Source organism: Pseudomonas sp. SMV71 (assembly GCF_052042015.1).
Lineage (GTDB): Bacteria > Pseudomonadota > Gammaproteobacteria > Pseudomonadales > Pseudomonadaceae > Aquipseudomonas.
The window spans coordinates 113,252-129,422 of sequence record NZ_JBKGGU010000001.1 but is presented as its reverse complement, the minus strand read 5'-3'; the positions used below and the strand labels follow the sequence as shown (position 1 = coordinate 129,422).

The 16,171-nt window shown below is 62.7% G+C and carries 15 protein-coding genes; 5 read left to right on the top strand and 10 right to left on the bottom strand.

Annotation, left to right across the window (positions count from 1 at the left end):
• Positions 1 to 77: 77 nt before the first annotated feature.
• Positions 78 to 287 carry a cold-shock protein gene (locus tag ACLEJQ_RS00670; protein ID WP_003184959.1) on the top strand — a complete coding sequence of 70 codons (210 nt, stop codon included), beginning with the start codon at positions 78 to 80 and terminating at the stop codon, positions 285 to 287.
• 86 nt (positions 288 to 373) lie between these two features.
• Here ACLEJQ_RS00670 and ACLEJQ_RS00665 read toward each other — a convergent pair whose 3' ends face one another.
• The 3 genes from ACLEJQ_RS00665 to dapE all read right to left on the bottom strand — a co-directional run bounded on the left by ACLEJQ_RS00665 (position 374) and on the right by dapE (position 2,795).
• Positions 374 to 751, bottom strand: coding sequence for a hypothetical protein (locus tag ACLEJQ_RS00665; RefSeq protein ID WP_440791223.1), 378 nt, complete (start codon positions 749 to 751; stop codon positions 374 to 376).
• An 83-nt stretch (positions 752 to 834) separates the two neighbouring features.
• The gene (locus tag ACLEJQ_RS00660; RefSeq protein WP_440791221.1) at positions 835 to 1,644 is read right to left on the bottom strand and encodes a putative RNA methyltransferase; all 810 of its coding nucleotides are present in this window, start codon (positions 1,642 to 1,644) and stop codon (positions 835 to 837) included.
• Complete coding sequence (gene dapE, locus ACLEJQ_RS00655) at positions 1,644 to 2,795, bottom strand: succinyl-diaminopimelate desuccinylase (RefSeq protein WP_440791219.1); 1,152 nt, start codon at positions 2,793 to 2,795, stop codon at positions 1,644 to 1,646. Before dapE ends, ACLEJQ_RS00660 begins: the two co-directional genes overlap by 1 nt.
• Before the next feature lie 332 nt (positions 2,796 to 3,127).
• Between dapE and tcdA the strand changes: the two genes are divergently transcribed.
• Positions 3,128 to 3,946: a tRNA cyclic N6-threonylcarbamoyladenosine(37) synthase TcdA gene (gene tcdA / locus ACLEJQ_RS00650; RefSeq protein WP_440791217.1), complete on the top strand. Its 819-nt coding sequence runs from the start codon at positions 3,128 to 3,130 to the stop codon at positions 3,944 to 3,946.
• Between the two features lie 124 nt (positions 3,947 to 4,070).
• Here tcdA and ACLEJQ_RS00645 read toward each other — a convergent pair whose 3' ends face one another.
• From ACLEJQ_RS00645 to ACLEJQ_RS00630, 4 genes are all read right to left on the bottom strand, one after another.
• Positions 4,071 to 4,475: a SufE family protein gene (locus ACLEJQ_RS00645; RefSeq protein WP_440791215.1), complete on the bottom strand. Its 405-nt coding sequence runs from the start codon at positions 4,473 to 4,475 to the stop codon at positions 4,071 to 4,073.
• Entirely contained in the window at positions 4,472 to 5,677 is a 1,206-nt protein-coding gene (locus ACLEJQ_RS00640; RefSeq protein ID WP_440791213.1) for an aminotransferase class V-fold PLP-dependent enzyme, read from the bottom strand. Before ACLEJQ_RS00640 ends, ACLEJQ_RS00645 begins: the two co-directional genes overlap by 4 nt.
• A gap of 74 nt (positions 5,678 to 5,751) precedes the next feature.
• The gene (gene dapD / locus ACLEJQ_RS00635; protein WP_440791211.1) at positions 5,752 to 6,786 is read right to left on the bottom strand and encodes a 2,3,4,5-tetrahydropyridine-2,6-dicarboxylate N-succinyltransferase; all 1,035 of its coding nucleotides are present in this window, start codon (positions 6,784 to 6,786) and stop codon (positions 5,752 to 5,754) included.
• 32 nt (positions 6,787 to 6,818) lie between these two features.
• Positions 6,819 to 7,181 (bottom strand): ArsC family reductase, encoded by a 363-nt coding sequence (locus ACLEJQ_RS00630; protein WP_440791209.1) that lies wholly within the window; start codon positions 7,179 to 7,181, stop codon positions 6,819 to 6,821.
• Between the two features lie 177 nt (positions 7,182 to 7,358).
• On the opposite strand from ACLEJQ_RS00630, the gene ACLEJQ_RS00625 reads away from it, so the two are divergent.
• The 3 genes from ACLEJQ_RS00625 (at position 7,359) to ACLEJQ_RS00615 (ending at position 11,310) form a co-directional block, all read left to right on the top strand.
• Positions 7,359 to 8,714, top strand: coding sequence for a type III effector protein RopAA (locus tag ACLEJQ_RS00625; protein WP_440791208.1), 1,356 nt, complete (start codon positions 7,359 to 7,361; stop codon positions 8,712 to 8,714).
• A gap of 183 nt (positions 8,715 to 8,897) precedes the next feature.
• Positions 8,898 to 10,535: a Na+/H+ antiporter gene (locus tag ACLEJQ_RS00620; RefSeq protein ID WP_440791206.1), complete on the top strand. Its 1,638-nt coding sequence runs from the start codon at positions 8,898 to 8,900 to the stop codon at positions 10,533 to 10,535.
• 415 nt (positions 10,536 to 10,950) lie between these two features.
• Complete coding sequence (locus tag ACLEJQ_RS00615; protein WP_440791204.1) at positions 10,951 to 11,310, top strand: DUF6124 family protein; 360 nt, start codon at positions 10,951 to 10,953, stop codon at positions 11,308 to 11,310.
• 241 nt (positions 11,311 to 11,551) lie between these two features.
• On the opposite strand, the gene ACLEJQ_RS00610 is transcribed toward ACLEJQ_RS00615, so the two are convergent.
• The 3 genes from ACLEJQ_RS00610 to ACLEJQ_RS00600 all read right to left on the bottom strand — a co-directional run bounded on the left by ACLEJQ_RS00610 (position 11,552) and on the right by ACLEJQ_RS00600 (position 16,153).
• Positions 11,552 to 11,854 carry a Fis family transcriptional regulator gene (locus ACLEJQ_RS00610; RefSeq protein WP_440791202.1) on the bottom strand — a complete coding sequence of 101 codons (303 nt, stop codon included), beginning with the start codon at positions 11,852 to 11,854 and terminating at the stop codon, positions 11,552 to 11,554.
• 257 nt (positions 11,855 to 12,111) lie between these two features.
• On the bottom strand, positions 12,112 to 13,311 hold the full coding sequence (gene dapC, locus ACLEJQ_RS00605) for a succinyldiaminopimelate transaminase (RefSeq protein ID WP_440791200.1): 1,200 nt from the start codon (positions 13,309 to 13,311) through the stop codon (positions 12,112 to 12,114).
• A 139-nt stretch (positions 13,312 to 13,450) separates the two neighbouring features.
• Positions 13,451 to 16,153: a [protein-PII] uridylyltransferase gene (locus tag ACLEJQ_RS00600; protein ID WP_440791198.1), complete on the bottom strand. Its 2,703-nt coding sequence runs from the start codon at positions 16,151 to 16,153 to the stop codon at positions 13,451 to 13,453.
• Positions 16,154 to 16,171 lie beyond the last annotated feature (18 nt).

Sequence of the window (16,171 nt, the reverse complement as noted above, 5' to 3'; positions counted from 1 at the left end):
ATCTCATGGACGGTCGGAGGCCGGCGAAAGTTCGTACGACTACCAGTCGGCTAAAAATAAGAATAGGAGTGAGCATCATGGCAGCACGCGAAACCGGCAACGTGAAGTGGTTCAACGACGCCAAAGGCTATGGCTTCATCCAGCGCGAAGGTGGGGCGGATGTCTTCGTGCATTACCGCGCGATCCGCGGCGAAGGCCACCGCTCGCTGACCGAAGGCCAGCAGGTCGAATACGCGGTGGTGGAAGGGCAGAAGGGCTTGCAGGCTGAGGATGTGGTGGGGTTGTAAACTTTTTCAGCCATATCAGGGACCCCTGTGGGAGCGAGCCTGCTCGCTCCCACATCGGATCTGCTTTTACATCCGCAAAGGCTGCATCAAGCCGTCCGCCAGGTAATCTCCTCTTCCCCATCGGCACTGATGCGAATCCAGCGGTCCGCCGATTCTTCCCCTTCTTCCTCCACCCATGACCCCGGTGCGCAGCGCACTTCGACGTTCAGCGCGGCGTAGGCGGCGCGGGCGCAGGCGATGTCGTCGTCCCACGGGGTCTGGTCGCTTTCCAGGTACAGGCTGTTCCACTTGCCGACGGCTTTGGGCAGCCAGGTCACCGGGATGTTGCCGGCCTTGCACTTGTAGGTCTGGCCTTTCTGAGTCCATTCGCTGCACGGGCCCAGCGCCTGGGTCAGCCAGGCGGCGATGGCCTTGTGGTCGACGTCGGCGTCCTTGAGGTAAATCTCGATATCGGGTTGGCGCATGGATGTCCTCGCTGCGGTCCTGAAAAATCCATTCGCGGATTTATCTGGCCCCGGCCGAATGACCGAGGCCTGGAATCTAAAGGTTATTGAAGAACGAAATAATCGTAGCGCATCGACACCGTGACCTCGAAGGGCGCCGCCTGCTCAATCACGCTGGCGCGGCGTTCGGCGCTGGCGCGCCAGCCGTGGGGCGTCATTGCCAGCAAGTTGGCGCGGTCCTGGCCGCTGTCGAGCGTGAGCTTGAATTCCAAGGTCTCGCTGTGATCCAGCATCATGCCGGCAGGCACCAGGGCCAGGTGTTTGTCATCGGTGTATTCGCGCACTTCGTCGTACAGCCGCTCGCGCAGTTCCATCAGGTGGCCGCTGGTGGGGCCGACTTTCATCAGGCCGCCACCGGGGCTGAGCAGGCGCTTGGCCTCCTGCCAGTCCAGTGGGCTGAACACGCTGGCCAGGAACTGGCAACAACCGTCCGCCAACGGCACCCGGGCCATGCTGGCAATCAACCAGGTCAACTGTGGGTTGCGTTTGCAGGCGCGTTTGACCGCCTCGCGGGAAATGTCCAGGGCATAGCCGTCGGCATGGGGCAGGGCGTCGGCGATTTGTGCGGTGTAATAGCCTTCGCCACAACCGATGTCCAGCCAGCGTCCCGGCGCACGTTCAGCCGCCAGCTCGGCCAGGCGCCGGGCGACGGGGGCATAATGCCCCGCGTTGAGGAAATCCCGGCGGGCCTCGACCATGGCCTGGTTGTCGCCCGGATCGCGGCTGTTCTTGTGCTGCACCGGCAGCAGGTTCAGGTAACCCTGGCGGGCGCGGTCGAATCGATGGCCGGCCGGGCAGACCACGCCGTTGTCCACCGCATTGAGCGGTTCATTGCAGATCGGGCAGGCGAGCATCAGGCGAGCAACTTGATCAGCGTCTGGTAGTAGATCTCGGTCAGCACGTCGAGATCGGCCGCCAGCACGCGTTCGTCCACCTGGTGGATGGTCGCGTTGACCGGCCCCAGTTCCACCACTTGAGTGCCCATGGTAGCGATGAAACGACCATCGGAGGTGCCGCCGCTGGTGGAGGCGTGGGTTTCGCGGCCGGTGACGTCCTTGATGCTCGACGACACCGCGTCCAGCAGCGCGCCCGGCTCGGTGAGGAAGGGCAGGCCGGACAATGCCCAGTCGATGTGCCAGTCCAACTGATGTTTATCAAGGATGTCGGCCACCCGCTGTTGCAGGCCTTCGACCGTGGACTCGGTGGAAAAGCGGAAGTTGAACACCGCCACCAGCTCGCCTGGGATCACGTTGGTCGCGCCTGTGCCGGCGTTGAGATTGGAGATCTGGAAGCTGGTGGGCGGGAAGAAGTCGTTGCCGTGGTCCCAATGCTCGGCAGCCAGTTCCGCCAGGGCCGGCGCGGCCAGATGGATCGGGTTTTTCGCCAGGTGCGGATAAGCCACGTGGCCTTGCTTGCCGCGCACGGTCAGTTTTGCACCGAGGGAACCGCGCCGGCCGTTCTTCACCACGTCGCCCACCAGGGTGGTGCTCGACGGCTCGCCGACAATGCACCAGTCCAACCGCTCCTGCCGTGCCTTGAGGCGCTCGACCACAGCCTTGGTGCCGTGGTGGGCCGGGCCCTCTTCGTCACTGGTGATCAGGAAAGTCACGGAGCCCTTGTGGTCCGGGTAATCGGCGACAAACCGTTCCGCCGCCACCACCATCGCCGCGAGGCTGCCTTTCATGTCCGCCGCGCCACGGCCGCAGAGCATGCCGTGCTCGTCGATGACCGCATCGAACGGGTCGAGCTGCCAGGCCTGCACCGGGCCGGTCGGCACCACGTCGGTGTGCCCGGCGAAACACAGCACCGGCCCGTCATGCTTGCCATGGCTGGCCCAGAAGTTATCCACATCCTCGATGCGCATGGGTTCGAGTTTGAAACCCGCTTGGCCCAGTCGCTGCATCATCAGTTTCTGGCAATCGGCATCCACCGGCGTGACGGACGGACGGCGGATCAGGTCGCAGGCGAGTTGCAGGGTCGGCGAGAGGTCGGCGTGGGCCGTCATGGAAAGCTCCGGGAAAAGGGATGATGGCTGGATCTTGTGGGAGCGGGCTTGCTCGCGAAAGCGCTGTATCAGTCACATATCTATTGCCTGACACACCGTATTCGCGAGCAAGCCCGCTCCCACAGGATCTGAGGTCGACCATTGGATAGGTGTTCGGCCAACGCTCACAAAATGGCGGTTATCTTATAGCAAAACCAACCTGATGGGCGCCTTGGCCCCGTCGGTTGGAACATAAAACCTGTGGGAGCGAGCCTGCTCCCACAAAGGTTTTCGACAGGCCTGCATCGCCATCGCTCACGGGTGCCCTATAATGCGCGCCGGTTTTTGGGGTAATGGTCATGAGTACAGAAGATCCACGATTTGCCGGTATCGCCCGGTTGTACGGCATCGAAGGCCTCGATCGCCTGCGAGCGGCCCATGTGGCGATTGTCGGGGTGGGCGGTGTGGGATCGTGGGCGGCGGAAGCCATAGCCCGTTGCGGCGTGGGCGAGATTTCCCTGTTTGACCTGGACGATGTCTGCGTCAGCAACGCCAACCGCCAGTTGCACGCGCTGGACAGCACCGTTGGCAAGCCCAAGGTCCAGGTGATGGCCGAGCGCTTGCGCGGCATCAATCCCGACTGCACCGTGCATGCGGTGGCGGATTTCGTCACCCGCGACACCATGGCCGAGTACATCACGCCGAACATCGATTGCGTGATCGACTGCATCGACAGCGTCAACGCCAAGGCCGCACTGATTGCCTGGTGCAAGCGCCGCAAGATCCAGATCATCACCACCGGCGGCGCGGGCGGGCAGATCGACCCGACGCTGATCCAGGTCTGCGACCTGAACCGCACATTCAACGATCCGCTGGCCTCGAAAGTGCGCTCTACCCTGCGCCGCGACTACGGTTTTTCCCGCACCGTGACCCGCCACTACAGCGTGCCGTGCGTGTTCTCTACCGAACAACTGCGCTACCCGAAGCCGGATGGCAGCATCTGCTTGCAGAAGAGTTTTGTCGGCGATGGTGTGAAGCTCGACTGCGCCGGCGGGTTTGGCGCAGTGATGATGGTCACGGCGACATTCGGCATGGTCGCGGCGACCAAGGCTGTGGATAAGATCGTGGCGGGGGTTCGACGGCCGGCCGACCGGGCCAAGCCCGCGCAGTGACTGCCATTGTGGCGAGGGAGCTTGCTCCCGCTGGGTCGCGAAGCGGCCCCCATTGCGGGATCAATCATCTTGAACTCAAGGCGGCTGCTTTGCAGCCGAGCGGGAGCAAGCTCCCTCGCCACCGTTATCGCGCCAATTCAACCATTCGCTGCAACACCGCATTCAACCCATTACTGCGCGAAGGCGAAAGCTGACGCGACAATCCCAACTCAGCAAACCACCCCGGCAGATCGACCTGCAGCAACTCAGTGGCGGTCAGGCCGTTGACCCGTGCCAGCAATAGCGCCACCAACCCGCGAATCAACCGGGCCTCACTGGCCGCAGAAAACTGCCAGTGCCCATCCTGCAACTGGCCCACCAACCACACCTGGCTTTCACAACCACTGACCAGGTTGGCCTCGCATTTGTCCGCGTCGCTCAGGGGCGGCAGGCGCTCGCCCCATTGCATCAACAGGCGGGCGCGTTGTTCCCAGCCCGAGGCATCCTGGAAAACGTGCAACGCGGTGGCGGCGTCGGTCGGCAGATTCATCGCAGCATCTCCAGAGCCTGATCCAGCGCTTCAAAAAAACGCTCGATGTCGGCGGAGTCGTTGTACAGCGCCAGCGAGACCCGGATCGCCCCCGACAGCCCGAGGTGCTTGAACAGCGGCATGGCGCAATGATGCCCGGCACGTACGGCGATGCCTTGCTCGGTCAGCAGGTGGGCCAGGTCAGCGTTATGCACGCCCTCGACGCCGAAGCTGACCAGAGCCAGGCGCGGGTTGCCGATCAAGCGCACACCATTGCGTGCCAGCAGACCCTGGAGCAGGTAGTCGTGCAGCGCTGCCTCGTGGTCGACGACGCTTTGCGGATCGAGCGCGGACAGGTAGTCCAGGCTTGCTCCCAGGCCGATCACACTGGCGACCGGCGGCGTGCCGGCCTCAAAGCCCAGCGGTGCAGGGCGGAACGTGGCGTGGTGGTAATCGGCCTGCTGCACCATTTCACCGCCGAACTGCCAATGACGCAGTTGGCCGAGCGCTTCGTTACGACCAAACAGCACGCCCAGCCCGTCGGGACCGTAGAGTTTGTGGCTGGAAAACACGTAGAAATCGCAGCCCAAGGCCTGCATGTCGTGACGACCATGCACCACGCCCTGGGCACCGTCGACCACCGTCAGCGCCCCGTGGGCCCTGGCCAGGGCCAGCAGCGCCGGCAACGGCTGCCAGGCGCCCAATACGTTGGACAACTGGCTGACCGCCAGCAGCCGGGTACGCGGGCCGATCAGTTCGGCGGCGGCATCCACGTCGATCACGCCGTCGGCACCCAACGGCAACACCACCAGCTTCAACGAGCGGCGTTCGGCCAGTTGTTGCCAGGGCAGCAGGTTGGCGTGGTGTTCCAAGGCGCTGATGACGATTTCATCGCCCGGGCTGAACCGATGTTCCAGCCCGTAGGCCAGCAGATTCAGTGCGCTGGTCGCGCCATGGGTGAAGACGATCTGCCCGCAATCGCCCGCGTCGAGCCATTGCGCCACTTTCAGGCGACTGTCTTCGAACGCCTGGGTGGCGTGGGCGCCCGGCAAATGCTGCGCGCGGTGCACGTTGGCCGCGCCGTTGGCGTAGTAATGCGCCAGGGCGTCTAGCAAGGCTTGGGGTTTTTGCGTGGTGGCGGCGTTGTCCAGGTAGGTCTGGCCTTGCCGTTGCAGGGCGGCGATGGCCGGGAAATCAGCGCGCCAGGGAGAGGGGATCAACATGCTTTCGGGCCCTGCTGGAGTGAAGCCGGACCCTGTGGGAGCACGTCGGCTCCCACAGGTGACTGTGAAGCGGCTTAGTTATGCGCGTGCAGTGCTTCGTTCAGCTCGATGGCCGACTTATGGGTCTTGCATTCCACCGCGCCGGTTTCGGAGTTGCGGCGGAACAGCAGGTCAGGCTGGCCGGCCAGGTCGCGGGCCTTGACCACCTTGACCAGCTGGTTGTTGTCGTCCAGCAACGCGACCTTGGTGCCGGCGGTCACGTACAGGCCCGACTCCACGGTATTGCGATCGCCCAACGGGATACCGATGCCGGCGTTGGCGCCGATCAGGCAGCCTTCGCCAACCTTGATCACGATGTTGCCGCCACCCGACAGGGTGCCCATGGTCGAGCAACCACCGCCCAGGTCCGAACCCTTGCCGACGAATACGCCCGCCGAGACACGGCCTTCGATCATGCCCGGGCCTTCGGTGCCGGCGTTGAAGTTGATGAAACCTTCATGCATCACGGTGGTGCCTTCGCCCACGTAGGCGCCCAGGCGGATCCGTGCGGCATCGGCGATGCGCACGCCGGCCGGGACCACGTAGTCAGTCATTTTCGGGAACTTGTCCACCGAGAACACTTCCAGCAGCTCACCGCGCAGGCGCGCTTCGAGCTGGTGCTCGGCCAGTTCGGCGAGGTCGATCGCGCCCTGGCTGGTCCAGGCCACGTTCGGCAGCAATGGGAAAATCCCGGCCAGGTTCAGGCCGTGGGGCTTGACCAGGCGATGGGACAGCAGGTGCAGCTTGAGGTACGCCTCGGGGGTGGAGCTCAGTTGAGCGTCTTCGGCCAGCAGGGTGGCGACCAGTGGCTTATGGCTCTCGGCCAGGCGGGTCAGCAGCTTGGCTTGTGCCGCGTCGACGCCCTTGAGGGCTTCGGCCAGCTGCGAGGCCTGGGCGGTGGTAAAGGTGATGGCCTGGTTGCCTTCGCTGTAGTTCAGGATCGGCGCGACGGCGTTGACGATATCTGCCGATGGGTTGAGCAGTGGCTGTGCGTAGAACACCTCCAGCCAGGCGCCTTCACGGTTTTGAGTGCCGACACCAAAGGCCAGGCTGAACAGGGTAGTGGACATGAAATTACCTCTAGAAAATGGACTGGGCAGGATTACTTGATCGCTGCCGCATAACTATCTGGCTTGAAGCCAATCAGGGTTCGGTCACCGAGATCCAGCACCGGGCGCTTGATCATCGAGGGTTGGGCGAGCATCAGTTCGATGGCTTTCGTCTGGTCGAGATCGGCTTTGCGTTCGTCGTCGAGCTTGCGAAAGGTCGTACCGGCACGGTTCAACACCACCTGCCAGCCGTGCTCGTTGCACCATTGGGTCAGGTGCTCACGATCGATGCCGGCAGTTTTGTAGTCGTGAAAGTCATAGCGCACCGCGTGCTCATCGAGCCAGGTACGCGCTTTTTTCATCGTATCGCAGGCTTTGATGCCGAAAAGCTGTAAGTGCTTGTTTTCCTTGGGCATGTAGGGTCCCCCAAAACGTTCCCGGTATCGTCCTGAAAATCAGCGGACGATTATGCCACGTCGATCCTTTCAGTGCCTTGACTGTCGCGACGGATCGGGCGAGGCGGAACCGATAGCAAAGAGGTAACCACACAGCACAGGTAAACCCAGCACTTTTTTCGCACAAGAGACCCGCCCATGGATCCCATCTCCCTGACACCGCCCCATCCACTGACGCTTCAGACTGAAGAGACGCTTGCGCCCCATTCAACGACATCGACCACCGGGACCACTGCATCCGTCCCGATCGGCCCTGTCTCGGCTGAACAGGACCTGGCAAATCGAACTGGTGCAATCAAGGCCCAGCTCACCCGGATATTCGAGCCGCATATGAACGGTGCCAATCGCCAGGCCTTCGAAGCACTGATCGACGATCGGTCGCGTACCCTGGCCAATGACGGGGAAACCGCGCAAAGCGTCGATGCTGTGCTGACCAAAGGCTCGCGGCTGGATCGCGCGTCTCATGACGCTGTTGGATTCATTCGTTCGGTTCCCTTCGGCGCGGCGTCCATCGCGCTGGACTTCGCCCCGGCGGTGACCGGCAATGGCTCGATTACCGCGCCATTGGCATTGTCGGCGATTGCCGGCCTGGTCAGCAGCGCCACCGACACGGTCGGCAATGGCCTGATCAAGCGCGCCACCAGCGACACCCAGTGGCTGGTGGCCGAGAATGCCGATCTGGAGCCGGTCATGCAGGAAGCCGCCCAGGCGGTGAAGCCGAGCCTGACGACCCAGGCTATTGAAGGCAGCCTGACTTTCCAGACCTTCTCCGCGCGAAACGTGCTGCGCACGGTCATCCAGCCCGTCGTGACGAAGACCGTCGATGCGCAAACGGGCAGCAAGGTGGACTCGGTGATAGCTGCCGTCGGTTCTCCGCTTTCAGGCATGGCCGCTTATGACCTGCAACATTCCATTGATAAATCGAAACACCGGATTGGCCCGGAATACCTGTTGGGGCGTCAAGACTGGCATCAGCGTTACAAGGATCTCAAGAATTACGGCGTGGGAAGCGCTGCGATGGGCATTGCGAAGCGGGTCGGCAGCCTGCCGCTGGACGCGATGCGCGATGGCAGCAAATCGCTGCAAGCCTTGGTTACGCCGACAGGCTTGGTCAGTGGTCTCGGCGCCTTGGCCGGCGGTATTACCGCGATCGGCATGGCCCAGACCGCCGCTGTCAACGCAGCCAGGAGCGCCGGGATTTCGCCTGCGGGTGTTGCAGCGGCGGGCAAGGCGACGGTTACAGCGACGATGGCCCCGGTGCTCGCCGCCTGGGTGACCACGGCTGTGATGACCCAACCGTTGGCGGACAAGGCTTCTGCGGCGTTGGACAGGCTTTCGGCCGGTCCCGCGCATCCGGATGAGCTGCAGGGAATGTTGCCCCTGGTCGAAAGGTCGACGACCGAACATATCGCGGATGACAGCGACAACGAGGGTGACAGCGTCGATTTTGTCTCGGCTCGCTCGACGCTCAGTGCCGCCGAGCGAGCTGTTTAGCGTCGGATAATCGCCGGTCGCTCCTGCCGCGTGGAGGTTAGGAGCGGCCAAGGGGCGATTGCGCATTGACGCCGCTGAGGTGCGACCAATGTGCAAAGGCGGGGGTTCACCTTGGCAGTTAATATGGCACTTCTGCGGCCGGCTGTTGCCGCAGATGTGTATGGCTGTCATTGGAAGTCCGTTATGCAAAGCGCCTATACCGTCCTGATCCTGTTGATGCTGGTGGGCGTCTCGCGCCTGATCGGACGGTTGATCCCGCTGCCGTTGCCCCTGGTGCAGATCGGCGCCGGCGCTGTGCTGGCCTGGCCGTCCCTGGGGCTGCATGTAGCCCTTGATCCTGAGCTGTTCCTGTTTCTCTTTTTGCCGCCCTTGCTGTTCTCCGACGGCTGGCGCATGCCCAAGCGCGAGTTGTGGCGTCTGCGCGGGCCGATTCTGATGCTGGCGGTGGGGCTGGTGTTGTTCACCGTGGTGGGAGCGGGTTACTTCATTCATTGGTTGCTGCCGAGTATCCCGCTGCCGGTGGCCTTCGCGTTGGCGGCAGTGTTGTCGCCCACCGACGCCGTGGCCGTCTCGGCGATTGCCCGCGACCGCTTGCCCGCGCCGCTGATGCATATGCTCCAGGGCGAAGCGCTGATGAACGATGCGTCGGGGCTGGTGACCTTCAAGTTCGCCCTGGCAGCGGCCATCACTGGTGCGTTTTCCCTGGCCAATGCCAGCCTGACGTTCATTCTGGTGGCGCTGGGCGGACTGCTGGTCGGCGTGGCCCTGAGTTGGCTGGTGGGGCGGCTGCGGGCCTGGATGGTCGCCCGGGGCTGGGACGATCCCGCTACCCATGTCGTATTCATGTTGCTGTTGCCGTTCGCCGCTTATGTGCTGGCTGAACGGCTGGGCGCGTCGGGGATTCTCTCGGCGGTGGCAGCAGGGATGATGCAGAGCTGGCTCGACCTGCTGCCGCGCCAGACCGGCACGCGGCTGCTCAACCGCAGTGTCTGGGCGCTGTTGGAGTTCGCCTTCAACGGCCTGATCTTCCTGCTGCTGGGCCTGCAACTGCCGGACATCATCAAGGCCGTGACCAGCCACGAAAACGCGCTGTGGCCAATGCTGTTCTACCGCTGCCTGGACGTGGTGGCGATATTCCTCGTGCTGCTGGTGCTGCGGTTCATCTGGGTACAGAGCACCTGGCGGCTGTCCGGACTGCTGCGGCGCTGGCGCGGTCGGGGTGAACTGACCCTGGTGCCGACGGCGCGTTCATGCTGGCTGCTGACATTTGGCGGCGTGCGCGGTGCAGTGACCCTGGCGGGTGTGCTTTCAGTGCCGCTGATGATCGACGCGGGCGAGGCGTTTCCCGAGCGGGACCTGCTGATTTTCATCGCCGCCGGGGTGATCCTGCTGTCGCTGGTCGCGGCCTGCATCGCCCTGCCCATGCTGCTGCGGGGCGTCGAAAAAAGCCCCGACGACAAACGTCGCAACGAAGTCCGCGACGCCTGGCGCAAGACCGCTGAAGCGGCAATCCGAGCGCTGGAAGTGGAAGAACCAGCCGAGCCTGCCAGCGCGCCGGCTGCGGCCATGTCGACCGAGGTCAAGGCGCGACTGATGTCCGAATACCGTCATCAGTTGGAAGTCTTCAACGACTCCGCCGAAGCCCAGGCCCTGGCGTTCGAAATGGACCTGCTGGAACGCCGGCTGCGCTTGAAGGCACTGAAGGCGCAGCGGCTGGAGCTGTATCGGCTTAGCCGCCTTCATCAGATTGGCGATGACGTGTTGCGCGAGGTGTTGGGGGAGTTGGATCTGGCGGAGGCGAATTTGGGGTTGGTTAAATAGTGCGGGTCAGAGTGGAAGGTAGGCCTTTCTTACTCACAGCTCTTTGTAGCCATCGGATTGGAGCGTAGTACGTTTTATTTGTTTTTTGTCTGAACAGCCGGTCGTGGTCTGTCAGACGCGCCGAAGTTTCCGACAAGTTTTTAGGGTTGTCCGTCGGAAGCGAGCGCTCTAGCCTCTGGGGGTCGCTGCCAATTCAGCGACCGGACGTGAGAATCCGATCTCCTCTAGGCGAGCAGGCGCCCACCATATAAAGTGCAGGCGCTTTTCGTCTGCGCATTGATATGGCGGCTGTGCGCGGGCATGCTTCGGCATGGCCGAGTTCCTAGAGACTCGGATTCTCACCCCGCGTATGGCTGCCACCTTCCGGTCCGTGAGAAGACTCGGTGGCGGCTCCCAATTCTCTAGGAGCATTAGCATGATCAAAGAAACGCCGAATCCGCCAAATCCAGCCTCCACGTTCCCCTACGGCGACTACGCCCCCGAAAAGCTGCAAGAAGCCGCTGATCGGGCACTGGATCACTACCTCAAGCCTGAGGAAAGCAAATCAGAACCCCCATCCTCGTCGCAGCTGTTCAAGGTGGTGGACACGGCCGATACCGAAGTCCTGCTGGCCAATCTCAGCGAAACCCTGGCCTCGGCCAATGCCATGCTCAACGACTTGCTCTTCGACCTGAACGGCTCGCGGCGGCATGTGGCGTTGGGGGTGGTGCAGATGATCGAGTTTGGGGGCTTGCTGGTGGACAAGGCTTTGGATCGGGTCGAGGTTCGGACTTGATGCAGTAAGGTCCGGCCCCATCGTCGGAACGCCGCCCGGAGCAGGCTCGCTCCTACAGTGGATTGGTGTCGTTTACAAAAATACGAATCGACACCAAGCCCCTGTGGTGAGAGAGCTTGCTCCCGCTGGGGCGCGAAGCGCCCCCAAGCCCTGATACCCCGATGTGTCAGGCAAATTGAGTAGACTGCCTTGGGGCCGCTGCGCAGCCCAGCGGGAGCAAGCTCCCTCGCCACAACAGCATTTACGCGTGAGTCCCTTCCTGCTCAGGAACCAGCCGTACCTCCACTCTCTGACCCAGCGCACGAGCCGCACTGGCAAGCGTTGCCAGTGTCATTCCCGCATCGTTCTGATCAAGCGCACGATCAACCGCGGTACGGCTGGTATGCATACGCTCCGCCAAGGCCTTTTTGGTCACTTTCTGAAGTCGCATGGCCTCGGCAATTTGCCAGGAGATGACGCGTTTGAGCGCGGCCGCAGAAACTTCCTCGGCAATGCCTTGCTCGGCAAGGAAGTCGTCAAAGTCAGATCCAATGTGTTTGTTCATTGCCGGTGTCTCGTAACAGGTTCCAGTTCTCAGTGGTTCTCTGAATGCTGTTAGCCCCGCCGTCCGGTGTGGGAGCGAGCTTGCTCGCGATGAGGCAATGTCAGGCAGTGAAGATTTGATGCCGGTCAGAAAGCTCTTGTGGCGAGGGAGCTTGCTCCCGTTGGACTGCGCAGCAGTCCCAAAAAGCGAGGGACGCTTCGCGCCCAGCGAGAGCAAGCTCCCTCGCCACAGGTTCAGTGTCCAACCGAAACGGCCTATCAACCCCGTCGTTGGATGAACGCCCGGATCCGCTCCGCCGCTTCTACACATCCCGCCAGCGGCGCGACCAGGGCCATGCGCACGCGTCCGGCGCCGGGGTTGGTGCCGTTGACGTCGCGGGACAGGTAGGAGCCCGGCACCACGGTGACGTGTTCCTGTTCGAACAGGTCCCGGCAGAATGCCGCGTCGTCGCCCGCCACGTTCGGCCACAGGTAGAAGCTGCCGTCGGGTCGTTGCACGTCCAGTACCGGGCTGAGGATGTCCAGCACGGCATCGAACTTCTCCCGATACAGCGCCCGGTTGGCTCGCACATGTTCTTCGTCGTTCCACGCGGCGATGCTCGCCAGTTGAGTCTGCACTGGCATCGCGCAGCCGTGGTAGGTGCGGTATAGCAGGAAGCCCTTGAGGACGTCTGCGTCGCCGGCCACGAAACCCGAGCGCAGGCCTGGCAGGTTGGAGCGTTTGGACAGGCTGTGGAACACCACGCAACGCTTGAAGTCCTTGCGTCCCAGTTCGACGCAGGCACTGAGCAGGCCCGGCGGTGGGGTCTGTTCGTCGAAGTAGAGTTCGCTGTAGCACTCGTCCGCCGCGATCACGAAGTCATGCTCATCGGCCAGGGCGATGAGTTTTTTCAGCACATCCACAGGAATCAGCGCGCCGGTCGGGTTGCCGGGCGAGCACAGGAACAGGATCTGGCAACGTTTCCAGATGTCCGGCGAAACGGCGTCGAAGTCCGGATTGAAGCCGTTTTCGTCCAGGCACGGCAGGTAATGCGGCTTGGCTCCGGCCAGGAACGCGGCGCCTTCATAGATCTGGTAGAACGGGTTCGGGCTGACCACCAACGCATCGTCGCCACGGTTGACCACGGTCTGGGTGAAGGCGAACAGCGCTTCACGGGTGCCGTTGACCGGCAGCACATGGCGCGCCGGGTCGAGCCAGCCGTTCGGAACGTTGAACCGCCGCTCGCACCAACCGGTGATGGCTTCGCGCAGTGCCGGCAGGCCGAGGGTGGTCGGGTACACCGCCATCTGGTCGAGGTTGTTTGCCAGGGCCTCGGCCACGAAGCTTGGCGAACGGTGCTTGGGTTCGCCGATGGACAGGGCGATCGGGCGCTTGCCAGGGTTCGGCGTGACGCTGCCCAGCAGGGCGCGAAGCTTTTCGAACGGGTAGGGCTGCAACTGGTTCAGAGCGTTGTTCATCGGGGGCCTCGTTCAATGTGGGCGCTGCCCTTGTGGGAGCGAGCCTGCTCGCGATTGCGGTGGGTCAGGCAACATCAATTTGGATGTTCTGCCGCCATCGCGAACAGGCTCGCTCCCACAGGGGAAAAAATCCTTGGGTTCAGATGCTGATGCGCGTCGGGTTGATATCGTTTTCCTGATTGACGCTCAAATGCCGCACCATCTCTTCCTGCAAGCGACTGCACAACTGCGGGTCGGACAAGGGCTGGTTATGGGCGTCGGTGATGAAGAACACGTCCTCCACCCGCTCGCCGAGAGTGGCGATCTTGGCGTTTTGCAACGACAGGTCGAAGTCCAGGAAAATATGTCCGACCCGCGCCAGCAGGCCCGGGCGGTCCGGGGCGCTGAGCTCCAGGACGGTGACCTGGCGCAGGGCATCGTTGTGGATGGTCACCTGGGGCGCAAACGCGAAATGCTTGAGCTGGCGCGGCACCCGGCGCTGGATGATGGTCGGGTAGTCCGCCGGGTTGCGCAGGGCTTCGGTGAGACCGTCGCGAATCTGCTTGATCCGTGCAGGATTATCGCCAATCGAGTCGCCATCGGTGTCGAGCACGATGTAGGTGTCGAGGGTGAACTGGCTGCTGGAGGTGATGACCCGTGCGTCATGGATGTTGAGGTTGAGCTGGTCCATCGCGGCCACGGTCACGGCGAAGAAGTCATGCTGGTCCGGCGCATAAATAAAGATCTGCGTGCCGCCCTCGAACTCCCGCTGCGTGGTTTCCTTGATCAGTACCAACGGGCCGCCATCGGCCGGTTGCTGCAGGATCGCGTCGCTGTGCCAGGCCACGTCGCCGGCGGTGTGGCGCAGGAAGTAGTCATCGCCCAGTTGCGACCAGAGCTGCTCGACGTCGTCCGGGTCGGTGCCGCCGCGCACCAGAATATCCAGGGCGGCGCTTTGGGTACGACGGATCTGCTCCTCACGGTCCACCGGGTTCTCCAGGCCTCGGCGCAAGGCGCGCTTGGTCTCGGTGTAGAGCTGGCGCAGCAGGCTGGCGCGCCAGGAGTTCCACAGGGTCGGGTTGGTGGCGTTGATGTCGGCCACGGTCAGTACATAAAGGTAATCCAGACGGGTTTCATCGCCGACGATCTGGGCGAAGTCGTGGATCACCTGCGGGTCGGACAAGTCCTTGCGCTGGGCGGTGGTCGACATCACCAGGTGATTCTGCACCAGCCAGACGATCAGCCGGCTGTCCCATACCGGCAGTTGATGGCGCTGGCAGAACGCCTCGGCATCCACCGCACCGATTTCGGAATGGTCGCCTTGACGGCCCTTGCCGATGTCGTGGTACAGCCCCGCCATGTAGATCAGCTCAGGCTTGGGCAGTTTGCCCATGAGCTTGCTGGCGAGCGGGAATTTCTCCGATACCTGGGTGTATTGCAGCTTGCGCAAGTGCTTGATCAGGTTCAGCGTGTGGGCATCCACCGTATAGATGTGGAACAGGTCGTGCTGCATCTGCCCGACGATGAAGCCGAACTCCGGCAGGTAGCGCCCCAGGATTCCGTAGCGGTTCATGCGCCGCAGGTTGCGGTGAACGCCGATCTTGCACTTGAACAATTCGATGAACAGGCTGGTGTTGCGGATATCGTGGCGGAAGCCGTCATCGATCAGATGGCGGTTTTCCCGCAACAGGCGGATGGTGTCGGCGCGTACACCCTTGATGTCCGGCTGCTGGGCCATGAGCACGAAGATTTCGAGCATGGCAAACGGCGTACGACGGAACACATTGGCGTTACGCGCTTCGATGTAGCCGTCGTGCAACTGGAAGCGCGCATTGATCGGTTGCGGCGCCTCTTCATCTGCCGGGGCGAGGATGACTTCCTCGAAGTGCTGAATGATCAACTCACTGAGCTGGGCGATGCTCATCACCACCCGGTAGTACTGTTGCATGAAGTTTTCGATGGCCTGCTTGGCGTCCTGACCCTCGAAACCCAGCAGGCCCGCGATGGAGCGCTGGTGATCGAACAGCAAGCGGTCCTCGGCACGACCGGCGAGCATGTGCAGGGCGTAGCGAACTTTCCACAGAAACTCCTGGGACGAGGCCAGCAGGGCGTTTTCGCTTTCCACCAGGAAACCTTCGCCGGCTAGGGCGCGCAGGTTCAGCGTGCCGTACTGACGACGGGCGACCCAGAGAATCGTCTGGATATCCCGCAGCCCGCCGGGCGAGCCTTTGACGTTGGGTTCCAGGTTGTACTCGGTGTCGTTGTACTTGTGGTGACGGGCTTTCTGCTCGGCGTGCTTGGCCAGGAAAAAATCCTTGCTCGGCCACATGTGCGCGGTGCTGGTGACATCGAGCATGCGCTGGCGCAGCCGTTCCGGGCCGGCGATGGTGCGGCTTTCCATCAGGTTGGTGATCACCGTCAGGTCGGCGCGGGCCTCGTCGGCACATTCCTGCACCGAACGTACGCTCTGGCCGACTTCCAGGCCGATGTCCCAGAGCAGCGTCAGGAAGCGCTCGATGGAGTCGCGAAACACCTCGTGATCGGCATTGTCCAGCAGGATCAGCAGGTCGATGTCGGAGTAGGGGTGCAGTTCGCCGCGCCCGTAGCCACCCACCGCCACCAAGGCGATGTCGGCCTCCTGGCTCCAGTCGAACTGGTCCCAGGCCCTTTGCAGGATGTTATCGACGAACCAGGCGCGGTCCTCGATCAGCCGGCGGATGTCGCGGCCATCGCGAAAGCGTTGGTCGAGCACTTCGTGGGCCTGGCGGATCGCCTTCTTGAAGGCCGCGATGGGGCTTGCCTTCAGGGCCAGTTCAGCCTGGAACTGGCCACGGTCGAAGAGTTCGGGATCCACCTGCGGCATCGAATGGCTTTCCTTTCT